The sequence below is a fragment of the Polymorphobacter megasporae genome (assembly GCF_018982885.2).
Classification (GTDB): domain Bacteria; phylum Pseudomonadota; class Alphaproteobacteria; order Sphingomonadales; family Sphingomonadaceae; genus Polymorphobacter_B; species Polymorphobacter_B megasporae.
In genome coordinates, this window is record NZ_CP081848.1 from 463,585 (window position 1) to 477,082 (window position 13,498).

Annotated in this window: 15 protein-coding genes and 3 pseudogenes; 11 read left to right on the top strand and 7 right to left on the bottom strand. The window is 61.3% G+C overall.

Annotated features, from left to right (window positions below; genetic code table 11):
- Window positions 1–17 precede the first annotated feature (17 nt).
- Together KTC28_RS02170 and KTC28_RS02175 are read right to left on the bottom strand one after the other, a co-directional pair.
- Window positions 18–443, bottom strand: a pseudogene (locus KTC28_RS02170) (integrase core domain-containing protein); the annotation flags it as partial.
- A gap of 23 nt (window positions 444–466) precedes the next feature.
- Complete coding sequence (locus KTC28_RS02175; protein WP_216711256.1) at window positions 467–1,198, bottom strand: hypothetical protein; 732 nt, start codon at window positions 1,196–1,198, stop codon at window positions 467–469.
- Window positions 1,199–1,836: 638 nt separating this feature from the next.
- Between KTC28_RS02175 and KTC28_RS02180 the strand changes: the two genes are divergently transcribed.
- From KTC28_RS02180 to KTC28_RS22640, 11 genes and pseudogenes are all read left to right on the top strand, one after another.
- A complete protein-coding gene (locus KTC28_RS02180) occupies window positions 1,837–2,235 on the top strand; it encodes a hypothetical protein (RefSeq protein WP_216711255.1) in 399 nt (132 codons plus the stop codon).
- Window positions 2,236–2,240: 5 nt separating this feature from the next.
- Window positions 2,241–2,624 carry a phage holin family protein gene (locus KTC28_RS02185; protein WP_216711254.1) on the top strand — a complete coding sequence of 128 codons (384 nt, stop codon included), beginning with the start codon at window positions 2,241–2,243 and terminating at the stop codon, window positions 2,622–2,624.
- Window positions 2,621–3,310, top strand: coding sequence for a DUF3618 domain-containing protein (locus KTC28_RS02190; protein ID WP_216711253.1), 690 nt, complete (start codon window positions 2,621–2,623; stop codon window positions 3,308–3,310). Before KTC28_RS02185 ends, KTC28_RS02190 begins: the two co-directional genes overlap by 4 nt.
- Before the next feature lie 380 nt (window positions 3,311–3,690).
- Window positions 3,691–4,095, top strand: coding sequence for a DUF2382 domain-containing protein (locus tag KTC28_RS02195; RefSeq protein WP_216711252.1), 405 nt, complete (start codon window positions 3,691–3,693; stop codon window positions 4,093–4,095).
- Entirely contained in the window at window positions 4,095–4,715 is a 621-nt protein-coding gene (locus KTC28_RS02200; RefSeq protein ID WP_216711251.1) for an OmpA family protein, read from the top strand. The genes KTC28_RS02195 and KTC28_RS02200 overlap by 1 nt, the downstream gene beginning before the upstream one ends.
- A 39-nt stretch (window positions 4,716–4,754) precedes the next feature.
- Window positions 4,755–5,705 carry a DUF2382 domain-containing protein gene (locus KTC28_RS02205; protein ID WP_216711250.1) on the top strand — a complete coding sequence of 317 codons (951 nt, stop codon included), beginning with the start codon at window positions 4,755–4,757 and terminating at the stop codon, window positions 5,703–5,705.
- Between the two features lie 416 nt (window positions 5,706–6,121).
- Window positions 6,122–6,307, top strand: a complete 186-nt coding sequence (locus KTC28_RS02210) for a hypothetical protein (protein ID WP_255602396.1) — start codon at window positions 6,122–6,124, stop codon at window positions 6,305–6,307.
- A 112-nt stretch (window positions 6,308–6,419) separates the two neighbouring features.
- Window positions 6,420–6,866, top strand: coding sequence for an IS66-like element accessory protein TnpA (gene tnpA / locus KTC28_RS02215; protein ID WP_216711249.1), 447 nt, complete (start codon window positions 6,420–6,422; stop codon window positions 6,864–6,866).
- A 50-nt stretch (window positions 6,867–6,916) separates the two neighbouring features.
- Complete coding sequence (gene tnpB, locus KTC28_RS02220; protein ID WP_255602196.1) at window positions 6,917–7,225, top strand: IS66 family insertion sequence element accessory protein TnpB; 309 nt, start codon at window positions 6,917–6,919, stop codon at window positions 7,223–7,225.
- An 81-nt stretch (window positions 7,226–7,306) separates the two neighbouring features.
- Window positions 7,307–8,893, top strand: a complete 1,587-nt coding sequence (gene tnpC, locus KTC28_RS02225) for an IS66 family transposase (protein WP_223132276.1) — start codon at window positions 7,307–7,309, stop codon at window positions 8,891–8,893.
- 22 nt (window positions 8,894–8,915) lie between these two features.
- Window positions 8,916–9,018 (top strand): annotated as a pseudogene (locus KTC28_RS22640) (ParA family protein); the annotation flags it as partial.
- A gap of 80 nt (window positions 9,019–9,098) precedes the next feature.
- Here the strand turns inward: KTC28_RS22640 and KTC28_RS02230 are convergent.
- From KTC28_RS02230 to KTC28_RS02245, 5 genes and pseudogenes are all read right to left on the bottom strand, one after another.
- Window positions 9,099–9,827, bottom strand: a pseudogene (locus KTC28_RS02230) (IS66 family transposase); the annotation flags it as partial.
- A gap of 321 nt (window positions 9,828–10,148) precedes the next feature.
- The gene (gene tnpB, locus KTC28_RS22645) at window positions 10,149–10,439 is read right to left on the bottom strand and encodes an IS66 family insertion sequence element accessory protein TnpB (RefSeq protein WP_255602197.1); all 291 of its coding nucleotides are present in this window, start codon (window positions 10,437–10,439) and stop codon (window positions 10,149–10,151) included.
- Window positions 10,436–10,849: an IS66-like element accessory protein TnpA gene (tnpA, locus tag KTC28_RS23440; RefSeq protein WP_439650110.1), complete on the bottom strand. Its 414-nt coding sequence runs from the start codon at window positions 10,847–10,849 to the stop codon at window positions 10,436–10,438. The genes tnpB (KTC28_RS22645) and tnpA (KTC28_RS23440) overlap by 4 nt, the downstream gene beginning before the upstream one ends.
- Before the next feature lie 439 nt (window positions 10,850–11,288).
- On the bottom strand, window positions 11,289–11,993 hold the full coding sequence (locus KTC28_RS02240) for an aspartate/glutamate racemase family protein (RefSeq protein ID WP_216710450.1): 705 nt from the start codon (window positions 11,991–11,993) through the stop codon (window positions 11,289–11,291).
- Window positions 11,994–12,584: 591 nt separating this feature from the next.
- The gene (locus KTC28_RS02245; RefSeq protein WP_216710449.1) at window positions 12,585–13,484 is read right to left on the bottom strand and encodes an alpha/beta fold hydrolase; all 900 of its coding nucleotides are present in this window, start codon (window positions 13,482–13,484) and stop codon (window positions 12,585–12,587) included.
- Window positions 13,485–13,498 lie beyond the last annotated feature (14 nt).

Consider the following 13,498-nt stretch of genomic DNA (forward strand, 5'->3'; position numbering starts at 1 on the left):
AGACGCACAGAAGCGCGCTAGATGTTTGGTCCCGGGATTTGGTGGGTCGGATCTGACGTAAATCGATGGGGCTCGCTGAGCCACATTTTGCATATCGCTTCGTAGGGGGTGAGGCCTTTGAGTGTCTTGAGTCTGCGGCCGAAGTTGTAGGCTGCGATGAAGTCAGCAAGATGCTGCCTGAGCTGATCGTGATCATCGTAGTGGTAGCGTTTGACGGTCGCTTCTTTGATCGTGCGGTTCATTCGTTCGACTTGTCAATTCGTCCAGGGGTGTCGCGGCTTAGTCAGGCGATGTTCGACGTCGAGATCGGCACAGGCGGCCTCGAAGGCATGGCAGCGAAAGAGCATCTTCTGTGCCCGCATCACCTTGATGTCCTCGGGCGTCCAGCCGTCACCGGTCGGGCCGGTGAAGTGCGTGCCATTGTCGGTGAGTACGGTATGTAGAGGTAATCGTGATTGATCGTGCGTTACGCGGTGTGTTCGATACGAGTAACGACCGCACAGAGTTCATCGGCCGCGCGGCGGTCTGAACCGTATGGGATGACGACCGTGGAGACATAGCCGTTCGGCTCAAGTTGATACCGGATTTCGAGAAAGGCTGTCTCAAGAGTCTGCGTGACGGACTTCGACCGCCCTCCCATCGCGTAACCGCCGAACAGACCATTGGACACGCCGCCAAAGGTCATGCGGCCGCCGTGTTTGGTGTTGGTGACCTGAGTCGCCTCGCGCTCGACACTTACATTGACGATCTGACTCTTGCCCAGCCAAAGCTGCGCGTAATTGGTCGATCGATCAACGATGACAACATGACCTAATTTGGTTACTGCCAATGCTCCTGGCGCGCCGCTCCACCACGACCGCCAAAACGATACCGGCTCTGAGACCGACTGGACCTGACCGGCGAGGGTTGAGGCCGCCCGCTTGTAGCGAGCAGTTTTCAACGGCGTGATGATCAATGCGTTGACCAGTTTGATCGCAAATCCCGCAATGATGAACATGATAACGCCGCCGAAAATGGCCGATCCGATATGAAGGCTGATAAGGCTGGCGACGACAGGGAGGCCAACCAACACCGCCAAAATGATCAGCGGAGCCCGCGCGACCATTTTCTCGGTCTGGTCGACGGTAGCTCTAATGTCATCGTTGGGCGGTGCGATCCGCGTGACGGGCGAAGCCTGGTTTTCAACGATGCTCGCCATTCGCTGCTCCACTGATTGACCGTATTTAGTCGTTGAGTCGCGCAACCTTAAAGTCTGCCAGACGCAGTGCAACGGCAAGCAGTGCGATAGATTGCGCCAACGACGTTATCGTCGCAGACATACCGAGAGCGAAACCTGGCAGGCGCGCTGATCGGCCCGGCCGCTAGCGGCGTCGGCAGCACCGCGGCGATAAACGCCCCAACGTCCGGCATGGCCCTGAGCAGCGCCAACAGGATGCCCCACAGCACCGAATTGGACGCCGATCATCAGTAAGCCGACGGCAATGTCTCGACGTACGCAGACAACCGCCACTGTATCGCTAGGCGCAAAGGCCAGAAACGCCGCCCATTGTAGCCACCGTTGCGGTTGTGTCGCTGACGGGCTCAAATTACTCCAGCTTAAGAACGCGCATTACGGGGAGTAAGGTTCCGCGCTCGGCAGCCACTGAGACGTTTGCCCCACCTACTCTGCCGGTCGCGTTTGCCTCTCGGTCGCCACTTGTTTTCCATCGTCCGTTCGACGGAAACAACAGCGTCAGTTTGTCCTTCAACGGACCACACAGGCGGAACTCGGCAAAGCATGTCACGTTTGGCAACCAACTTGCCGAAGGGCAGATTTGCGCAACCGGAAGGTTCGAAATGACCAGCGACACCACCACGATTGGAATGCCACCGGCACATGCATCTCACGATGATAACGAAAATCGACTGGCCGGGTCTGCGATCCCAAACGTTGCTCCGCCGGTACAATCTTTGCTCGGCGAGGGTAAAGCGCAGGTGAAGTTGACGTTGAACAGTGTTTCTGCGGCCGCGCGCGACGTCGCTACCAATCTCGACGGTAATGGTGCTGCACCGCTCGCTAAATATGTTCACGCTGCCGCCGATACCGTCGCCGGCTGGGCGAATACGGTCGAACACAAATCTGTGGATGAATTGCTTGGCGACACAAAATCGCTGGTTCGCACCCGCCCTGCCCTTGCCATCGGCATCGCCGTTGTCGCCGGCTTCGCGGTATCGCGCATCGTTCGACCGAGGTGATCGGGATGCAGGAGGAAATCTCAATCGTCGATCTGCTTCGTCAGCTCGTCGAGGATGGCAACCATCTGGTCCGCACCGAAATTCGTCTCGCCAAGTCCGAAGTCCGCGATAATATCGCCTCGGCTGGCAAGGGCGCTGCAGGCATCGGCATTGGCGCAGTGCTTTTGCTCGGCGCGGTATTCACCTTGCTAGGCGCTGCAGTGGGATTTCTGACCCCGCTGCTGGGTGCTGGCTGGGCTGCAGTAGTTGTTGGCTTCGCCGCGTTGGTAGTTGGCGGCGTTTTAATGATGAGCGGGGTCAACAAATTGAAAATGTCGAGGATTGTTCCCGACCAGTCAATCAAATCGGTAAAGCGCGATGCGGCGGCGATTACGGAAAGCGTACGATGACTAGTGAGACCAAAGCGATCGAGACCGAAGCCGCCGTTACGCGCGACCGGATTGCGGGTACCATCGACGAGCTTCAAGCGCGGCTGTCGCCTCAAGCGTTGGTCGATAATGCAATCGGGTCAATAAGTTTAGCGAGAAAGAAAGCTGTCACTTCCGCGCAAACCGCCGCGGGGGGGCACCCAGTCGCTCTCGGGGCAGCCGGGTTGGCGATCGGGATTGCATTGCTCGCGCGAAGCCGTTCGACGCGTACCGTGAGCGAACACGTCGACAGCTTCACCGTTGGTGCAGACAACAACAAAAGCCTTACCGCGCATCGCGCCGATGGACATTCGCAGGCCGGAGCCGCCTCCAAGCATATCGACGCGATCCACAGTAATGCGCACACCGCGCACGGTGACGCTTCGCTTGCAATCCTTGTCGTCAGCGCAGCAACCGGGGCACTGCTCGGGACCGTAATCCCGGTGGGTGGAGTAGAGATGTCGGTACTCGACGAAGTGCGAGCCCGGCTTAGTGCGGCCGGCGACATTGCGATTGCCTCGGCAAAAGACGAACTCGACGTTTCGAAGCTGTCACTCTCAGGCGGCGTTGACGGTATCACAAAGCGAATAACCGCGTCGTTGGTCAAAATTATGCATGAGGCCAGCGCGGCGCTCGGCCGGCCGGTTAAGACGAGATTAGGAAAATAGAGCCCGTAGAGGCCGCCATATTTAAACACATGGAGGGAAGTAGGGGCCCGCATCGCCGTTTACAGGTCGGGGTGGAGCAGCAGTCAGTCTTTCAAGTACAAGAGCGACGTCGCCTTGACCGGGCGTATGGCGACCCGTGCGACAATGACCATCGGCAAACTGAGCTTTCTATATTCAACAGCTAAAAGCGCGGGTCAGATTGGTCGGCAGATCAATCGGGGAACCTCCCGCTGCAACCAAGGTTAACGTGCTGTCAGATTTCTGACGAGCTCTGGCGACGCTGCAGGCGTTGGCCTCGAAGAGAGGCGCTAGTCGGTCCGTAGTCCGGAGCAGATGATGCTGTATGTTTCGCAAGCTAGCGTTCTAGCAGGTCTGTCCTGATGCCTGAGGATCTGACCAGCAAAACGAGTGCGACTCCGATCAAACTGGTAAAAGAGACGTTGCGGGTTGACACGCGCCAAGTCGAAACCGGCCGCGTGCGGGTTCGTACCATCATCGATGAGGAGTCGGTGGTCGTCAGTGCAACTCTTTCGGGCAACTACGTCACTGTCGATCGGATCGCCATGAATCGAGTTGTCGATGTCGTGCCGCCGCCGCGCGAGGTCGACGGCGTGATGATCATCTCGGTCGTCGAGGAACGGCTTCGCGTTGTCCGCGAGCTGGTCCTCGTCGAGGAGGTGCACATGCGCGATGTCCGCACTGCCGATCCTTTCGAGCAGACCGTAACCCGCCGCGTCATGCGCGCGGTGATCGAGCGCGAACCCACCAACAGGGAGACTGAATAATGGCCGACGATCGCAAGACCACCGACGGCGCCCCGCCGAGCCACATCCACATCGAAAAGGGAAAGCCGGTCAACTGGCTGGCTTGGCTGGCGCTCGCGCTCGGCTTGCTTGCGCTGATCTGGGCCCTGACGCGCCACAAAGAGGTCGCGACGACCACCGAAACCGTATCGACCACAGCCGCTGCGCCGGTCGCAGCTACCGGATCCACGGTCGCCGCGACCACGACCGCCTCGGTTGGAGCATTGGGGGCCTATCTCGCCGGCAGTGAAGCAGCACCGCGGACCTTCACGTTCGACACGATGCACTTTGCGACGGCTTCAAGCGAGCTAACCGCCGCCGACAAGACAACCGTTGAGGACGTTGCCGGCGTGCTCGGAAAGTACCCGGCGACAAACGTTAAAATTGTTGGTTATGCCGATGCCCGCGGCAATGAGGCGGCCAACGAGAAGATTGGCATAGACCGTGCCAACTCGGTCAAGGCAGCTCTTACGGCCAAGGGCGTTGATGGCGGCCGGATCGCTATCGGGAGCGGGGGCGACGCCGATCCGGTCGACACTAATGCGACGGCGAATGGCCAGGCGGAGAATCGCCGCACCGAGCTCGTTGTCGTCAATCGCTAACTGCTGTTCAACCCCAACCCCCCAGAAGGAACGATCATCATGTCACGCATCATCACCGCATTGTTCGACACCCGCGTCGACGCCGAAGCCGCGAAGAACCGTCTCGAGGCCGCCTCGCTCCGGGTCAGCCACGTCAGCATCACCGACAAGACCAGCGACGGTTACAGCGATAACGTCGGCACCGGCACGACTTCGCCGGAGTCTCAGGGCTTTTGGGCGTCACTCAAGGGGGCGTTCAGCCCGGGTGAAGACCGTCACGTCTATGAGGAAGGGGTCCGCCGCGGCGGTGCTCTTCTTAGCGCGACGGTGGATGACGATCATGTCGATCAGGCGGTCGACATCCTCGACAACGCCAACTCGGTCGACATCGATGGCCGCGCCGAGGACTGGAAGAAGTCAGGTTGGGTCGCTCCGATTGCTGCAACCGGCATGTCCGCCAAGCCGCTGACGGGTGAGCGTAAGGTGGCCGCAGGCGAGGAGATGATTCCGGTCGTCGAAGAGACGCTGCGGGTGGGCAAGCGCGAGGTCGAGCGTGGCGGTGTCCGTGTGCGCTCGTACATCGTCGAGACGCCGGTTAGCGACCAGGTCACGCTGCACGAGGAGCATGTCTCGGTCGAGCGCCGCCCGGTCACCGGCGGCACCGTTCCGGCAGATGCGTTCCGTGAGCGCACGATCGAGATGACCGAGACCACCGAGGAAGCGGTTGTCGCCAAAGACGCCCGCGTCGTTGAGGAAGTCGTCGTTCGCAAGACCGCCGATGACCGCACCGAGACGATCAGCGACACCGTGCGCCGCACTGAGGTCGAGGTCGACAACGTTGCTGGCACCGACAAGACCGGGGCTGGAATGACCGGAGCGGGGACGACTGCCGGCGGCGTTGGCCTTAGCGACAAGATCGCCGGGCTTGCGAAGGAAGGGGCCGGCAAGGTCACCGGCAACGACGATCTTGCTCGTCGCGGCGAAGCCCAGCAGGGCAAGACGGGCTACTAAAGCGTCACGCGGAGATAGGGAGCGCCTTAGTCGAGGCGCTCCCTTTTTTGTGCTTGGCAGTGCCGCCGGCGAAATCGTTCTGCTAACGGAAACCGGCAGCGTCGCGGTCGTCAGAGGGGTCGATCCATCTTAAGTCCGACGTTCGCCATCGGCCGCAAACGACAAGAGTGGGATATCTAAAGGCCTATAATTGGTGCGGTCCCGCCTCGACGCCTATCGACAGATCTTCGCACTAAATCCTCGGCCGACCTCTTCAACAAGTTGAGTGCCCCGCGGCGCGGACCCGCTGTTGACCAAGTATGAAAAAATGCATTTAGATAGCACGATGACACGCCATCGTGATTACATAGCATCATGATTACCGTAGACCTTGTCAGCCAGAAGGGCGGTTCGGAAAAAACACACTTGCCACGCATCTGGCTGCCGCAGCGGCAGCGGCAGGCCACGTCACTTGCTTGATAGACACAGATCCGCAGGCTACCGCCGCTGCTTGGGGCGATTGGCGTGGCAAGGCCGATCCGGAAGTGATCACAACCCCCCCCTTACCTGTCTCGGCAAGACCCTCGAGGAAGTTGCTAAGCTTGGTGCGGAGATCGCGGTGATCGATACTCCTCCCCATGCGGATGCTGCGTAAGCGCTGTGCTGACCCCGCCTTGCTGATGACGACGTAACCCGCGAGTCCTGCTGGTCCCCTGGGCTGGCGGTGCTGATGCTATGATGATGTCATGTGACGATGCTAGCGCGATCGGTGGTCGTACGGCGCGGATTGAGGTTTTCACCGGCACGAGGCGGCGGCGACCCTGGTCCGATGATGAGAAGGCGCGGATCGTTGCAGAGAGCTATGCCGGCGACGGCATCACCGTCTGTGACGTGGCGCGCCGCAACGGCATCTGTCCCAGCCAGCTGTTCACTTGGCGGCGGCAGTTGCGCCGTCCGGTGGAGACCGCCGAACCGCTATTGTTTGTGCCGGCGATCGTCGAGCCTGAAGCCGCTCCGGCGCCACTACCGGCACAGCGGCAACAGCGTCGCCGATCAGTTCGCCGCGGTAGCGGTCCGGCGCCGATCGAAGTGAGCATGGATGGCATTTCGGTGCGGATCGGCCGCGGGGCCGATGCGACCCTGATCGCGGCGGTTCTGGATGCGCTGAAGGCCAGCCGGTGACAGGACCGGGCCCCGCTGGCGCAACCCGGGTTCTGGTCGCGACCCGACCGGTGGACTTTCGCAAGGGGATGGATGGCCTGGCGGCGCTGGTGACGGCCCAGCTCGGCGGCGATCCGTTCTCGGGTGTCGTTTATGTGTTCCGCGCGAAGAAGGCTGACCGGGTCAAGCTGGTCTGGTGGGACGGCACCGGCCTGTGCCTGATGGCCAAGAAGCTGGAAGCCGGCGCCTTTAGCTGGCCGTCGGTGCATGATGGCGTGATGCGAGTGACCGCCGCCCAGCTCGGGGCCCTGCTCGAAGGACTCGACTGGCGCCGCGTGCATCAGGCAAGGCGCACGAAAGTGCCGCAGATCGCGGGATAACGCGTTGTATCTGCGGTAGATTGACTCGGCTTTCCGGAAGTCCTCGACGCGCCTGCGCGCGCGTGATTCACTGCCCCTATCATGCTCGCCGCAGCTGATCTCTCCGACGATCCCGAGGTGCTCCGCGCCATGATCGTCGCCGCCAACGCCAAGACGGCGCTTCTTACGGCGGAGGTCGAGCGCATCAACGCCGACGCCGAGTTGAGGGCGATCGCCCAGGCCGAGGCCGATGGCGAGATCGCGCGGCTGAACAGCATCATCGCGGCCTTCATGCGCCACCGCTTCGGGCCCCGTTCGGAGAAGCTCGACGACGACCAGTTCGAGCTGGTGCTCGAGGATCTCGGTATCGCCATCGCCATGGTGGAAGCCAAGCTCGATGCCGCCAGTTCGGCCAAGGCGCGGGCCGAGAAGCAGCGCCGTACCAACCGCGGCCAGCTGCCAGTGCATCTCGAGCGCGTCGAGCAGCTGGTCGACGTCGACAGCAAGCAGTGCGCCTGCTGCGGCGGCGACCTCCATGCCATCGGCGAGGACGTGGCTGAGCGTCTCGACAAGGTTCCAGCAAGCTTCCGCGTGTTGGTAACGCGTCGCCCGCGCTATGCTTGCCGGTCGTGCGAAGGCGAGGTGGTGCAGGCGCCAGCACCGCTGCGGATCGTCGAAGGCGGGCTGCCGACCGACGCGCTGGTCGCCCAGGTGCTGGTCTCCAAGTACGCCGACCACCTGCCACTCTACCGCCAGGCCCAGATCTACGCCCGTCAGGGCGTCAACCTCGACCGCTCGACGCTGGCCGACTGGACTGGCCGGGCCGCCTGGTGGCTGACCCCGTTGCGCGACCACCTTCTCGCCCTCCTGAAGCGGGGACCGAGGCTGTTCGCCGACGAGACGACGGCGCCGGTGCTCGACCCGGGACGACGGCGCACCAAGACCGGGCAGATCTGGGCTTATGCCCGCGATGATCGACCATGGGGCGGCACCGATCCGCCGGCGGTGGCATTCATTTACGCGCCCGACCGGAAGTCCGAGCGGCCACTGGCGCATCTCGCCGGGTTTAGCGGCATCCTGCAGGTCGATGGCTATGCCGGCTACAACAAGCTCGGCCGGCGCAATGACGTGGCGCTCGCCTTTTGCTGGTCGCATGTGCGCCGCAAGTTCTTCGAACTGACCAAGGACGACACGTCGCCGACAGCCACCGAGGCGTTGCAGCTGATCAAGGCACTCTACGCCGTCGATGACGCGATCCGCGGTCAGTCGCCGGACATGCGCCGGTCGGTCCGTCAGGAACAGAGCCTGCCGATCGTCACCACCCTGCACCGGCTGCTGACCGCGCGGCTTGGCCTGGTCAGTGCCAAGAGCAAGCTCGCCGAGGCGATCCGCTACGCGACCACGCGCTGGACGGGCCTGACGCTGTTCGTCGACGACGGCCGCGTCGAGCTCGACAGCAACATCGTCGAGCGCGCCATCCGGCCCATTGCCCTCAATCGCAAGAATGCCCTGTTCGCCGGCTCCGACGACGGCGGCGCGAACTGGGCCGTCATCGCCAGCCTCATCGAGACCGCCAAGATCAATGCCGTCGACCCGCTCGCCTGGCTGACTGACACCCTCGAGCGCCTCGCCCGCGGCCACTCCAGCAAAAACCTCGACCAGCTCATGCCCTGGAACTTCCGCAGCTAAAGGGCCTCAGAACATCGCTTACGATGCTGCAGCGCGTGAAGCTGTTAAAGCCGCCGACTTAATCCTGATACCGTGTCGTCCTAGAGCTTTCGACCTTCACGCCATTCAAACGACGGCAGACTTGGCTAGCTTCAACGGCAAGAAGGCATACGTAGTGGCGATCGGCGCTGAACCTGTAGACCACCGCCGGTGGGGCACCGTCTCCCGAACTGCGATCGTCGCGCAGGTAAACCCAGAAGTGGGCGGTGCGGGTGCCGGCTTCGCCGGCTGCGCCCGGGGTCAGTAAGGTCACAGGTGTATCGTCACCATGGATCTTACCCGCCGCCAGCACATGGGCCATCATCCGGTCGACGAGTGGCACCATCAGCCAGGCGATCTTGCCGGCCCAGTTGCCCATCAGGTCGCGGTCGATCGCGACGCCGGCGCGGCGCAGGATCGCCGACTGGCGATACCAAGGCAGGTGATCGGCGAAGCGGCTGACCAACAGATGAGCGAGCAAAGCGCTGGTCGCCCGTGCCTTGGGGATCGGCAATGGCGGCACCGGCGCTTGCATGATGCGCTCGCAGGCCCGGCAGGCAAGCCGGGGCCGGATGTGGCGGATGACCTCGAACCGTGCGGGGATATAATCGAGAACTTCGGTGATGTCCTCGCCGATCCGGACCTGGGCTCCGTGGCAGCCCGGGCGGTCGCAGCGGTCGCCGCCGGCAGCGGGCAGATGTTCGATCTCGCGGCGCGGCAGATGGGCCGGCAGTGGCGCGCGTCCGCCGCGGCGGATCGCGGGCACCGCGTCCTCGCCCGGCGTGTCGTCATTGGCTGGCGCGCCCGTCACAGTGTCACTCGTCATGGCCTCATCGAAGAGCAGGCGCAGCTGGTCTGCTGCGTGTTGCTCCGAGCCTGCGACCGAACTGACTGCGCCGTAGCCGGGCAACTTCATGTTCGAGCTTGGCGATGCGCAATGTCTGCAGCTTGGCCAGCGCAGCACTCTTGGTTAGATCCGCCGTCGTCCGGTCGATCGTCTCGACCGCGTCGCGAACCATGCGCTGGAGAAGAATGGGGTCACGGGGTAAGTGACCAAGGTCAAACCGCATGTACAAGCACTAGCCGATCGAGCGACGTACGGCCATCGAAAACATTGAAAAGCCGATTAAAAACAACGCCAAACCGCCGTTTTATGGCATGGTGTTATCGGCTTAGACGAGCGTCGGGACAACCGGCTCGGAATGGACAATCGCCCGCTTCCAGTCGAGCCCCTCGATCAACATCGCCAGTTGCGCCGGCGACAGCCGCAACGCTCCTCGCTGGCGCGGGGCCACACGAAACGCCCATGCTCGAGGCGCTTGGCATAGAGGCATAAGCCGCTTCCGTCCCAGACCAGTGCCTTCAAACGATCGGCGCGCTTGCTGCGAAACAGGAAAACCGTGCCTGAGAACGGATCAAGCCGGAAGATCTGGCTGACCTGTGCCGCCAGGCCGTCAAAACCCTTGCGCATGTCGCACGGCGTCAGCGACAGATAGATCTTGGTTGACGGCGGGAAACTTAGGCTCACCGGCCGAGCTCGGAAATGACGCCGAGCACCTTCTTCAAGGCCGCGCGCTCGATCTCGGGCTCGATCGTTACCCGCGCGCCCGATGGCATGACGATCTCGACCAGTCCAGTCCGCGGCGCAGGCGGGCGCTCCTCGGGTACGGATAATGCTGGCGCGCATAGCTCGACCGGCATGAAACCCTTCATTGCGCCCGCCAGCATCTGCTTGCGCCAGGTGTACAGCTGCCCCGTTCCGATCTCGTGTCGCCGCGCCACCAGCGAGGTGATCGCGTCGGGTACCAGCGTCTCCTGGACGATCCGAAGCTTGGCCTCGTCGGACCAGCGCCGGCGCCGCTCAGACTGGATCACCACAGCCGGCTGATCGCCGTGAGCACTCTTACGAGCCTCGTACGTGCGGTCGTTGTCGTGCATCCGCGCAAGCCCTCCACAGGCCGGCGAAAATCGTCGATAGCAGCAATGTCAACAATGTGGGGATCTTTCGGCGCTTACTCTGATGCCGCCATGCGACATGTGCAACCATGCGGGGCGGGGCCGCCGATGGCGTCCTAAGCCTCCGAGACCGGAAGCCGGCGCGAGTACTGCAGTCCGATGTCGCTGTACAACCCATAATAGCAAATGTGGCAATCCGAGCCACCAACTTATGTCGGGCCTACTTCGTACCACTGGATTGCGGATACCGGGAACGAAAACAAGCAATCCTAACCTTCCTACTGCGATCGGCGGGGCTGCACCACTTCTACGGTATGAGCCCAGGTCGGTGAGGCGCGTTTTTCAAAGGCGATATATTTCTGGTCGGACCTTTATCGCCACGAGCCTAGTCCGTCGCCGGACCAAGAAGCTTACGACCAAGCTAAGATCTAGCACGATGCACGATCTCATTAATATGCAGCTCGGCTACATCGAGGACAGGAAAGGATGGCGGCTGCTCGGCGTAAAAGGATGATAGGTCTGTGCCGGCGAGGACCACAGCCTGCGCTCCGCCCCGACTGATCAGATCGCGAGCGATATCCTCAAGCAACGCTACTTCGTTCGGCGTGCCCCGTTTCCCTGTCAAAGCGATGTTGTTGTAAATCGCGTGAACGGTCTCGACGACTGACGGTTCAAGCCTGACTACCATGTGCGCCGGGATGCTGCCAAAAACGCTGGTGTTCATCACGACCCGGTTTCCAAAGATCGCGACCTGCTCGATCTGCAATGCCGCCAAACCAGCAGGAATAACTTCAAGCACGTCTATAAGGGGCCCGCGCGCCACTCGCGCGATCTCCTCGATCGCCATGTGCGGGGCGACGGCAGTCACTGCTACTATATCCGCGCCCGCATCGAAGAGTTCGTTAGCCAAAGTCCCCAAGTATTGCCCGAGTGCCATTTTATCACCGGCAGAGACGCAGGCCAGTACCGCATCTACGTCTGCGTGGTTCAACAACAACTTTAAAGTAAGCTTCTCGCCCACATATCTTTTCAGGATTTGCTCATAGTAAAAAACACCAGCACGCAAAGCTAGCCCACCAATAAGTCCAATTTTTCTCGGGCTCGACGGTCTCAAATGCGGTTTCATTATCATACTCAAGCTCGCCTTTGTTCTTGGTTTGGCCTGCAATCGAGTCGGAAGCGGCGGCACGACAGGATAACGTTAGCTGCATATTTCGCCCTCTTCATCAAGATTACACCAACGCAGATTATGCGTTGATATGCCCACAAGCATGCTTTCTCGCTTCACACAGACAAGCAGGTCCACAAGATAGAGCCGTTGCGGGTGGCGCGGGTGGCTGCAAAAAAAGCTATTTTCTACGACAGGGATTACCGCATTAGGATCAGCGGATTCTATGCTGAATGACCATTTGCGGGCGATAGCTACTCGTTTGTTTTCTCATCGGCTCGCGGCCTCTTACAGTCGCTGATCGCGAACCATCGCATTGAGCATGATCAGCAATTTATGAGCGACCGCAATGAGACCGAACATCTTAGAGATGGGTTGAAGCTACTGCGCTGGCGTGATTCAACCTCGGGATGTGGACCCGAGCGAGCCGTGGCCGAATGGCTGGATTTGAGAAGCGTTCCACAATTACGAACCACTCAATCACAGGCTCCATCGAAGTTAAACTTCACACCGGGCCCCGCATGATTCAAATGGCAGGCCCGCTCGTCATCAGCCGGCTTGATTCCAAGGCCGTAGACCCTTGCCCGAGAAGAATTCCGCGATCTCCTTTGCCGCCGCGTCAGGGTCCTCGCGGTGAGGGAAGTGGCCCACGCCCGGGAATGTCTTGAGATCGAGCTTCGTGAAGTGCTGAGGTAGCGTGTCGGTCCAGGCCGGGTCGAAGAGCTTGTCGTGCTCCGGCCAGCGGACGGCTGTCGGGATGTCGATAGGGGATGGCGCGGGGGCCGCCTTGCCGCCGGGGGGATTAGTGCGTGGTGGAATCGCCGCCCTGTAATAGTCGAACCCGCCCACAATGTTTCCCGGCTTGCGGAAATTCTCGATGAACGCGGGCATCACGTCGCTGAAGGCACCCTTGCGATATGGCCAGTCCTCCAGGAAGAATGAGAAATATCGGGATATCGTCTCAGGCGTGGCGCCGACGAGCGCTTCGGCGAAGTCATTTTCCTGAAAGAACATATACCAGATGTTGTGAAGGCGATCGGGGCTGAAGAAGCGGGCTCCGACCCCGGGATGAATGAAGCTGAAGAACAGCAGTCCCGAGATCCTGTCAGGTGCCGCGTGCGCCATCTCCTGAGCTACGGCGCCTCCGACGTCATGCGCCACGACACCGACCTTTTGGAGTTGCAGCCCATCTAGAAGCGCGACCATGTCGGCCGCTTGCTCCTTGCCCCCGAACGGTCCGGCCGGCTTGTCGCTATCCCCGAAGCCCCGGAGGTCGGGCGCGATCACATCGAAACGGTCGGCCAGTCTCAGCATCACAGGTTCCCAGGTAAGCCAAAACTCCGGCCAGCCGTGCAGCAACAGTAAAGGCGGACCTTTGCCGACCCTCGCGACGTGCAGCTTCGCCCCGTTCACCGCGACGGTCGCGTGCTTGATCCGCGGGTCACCCATGATGCTGCTCCTGC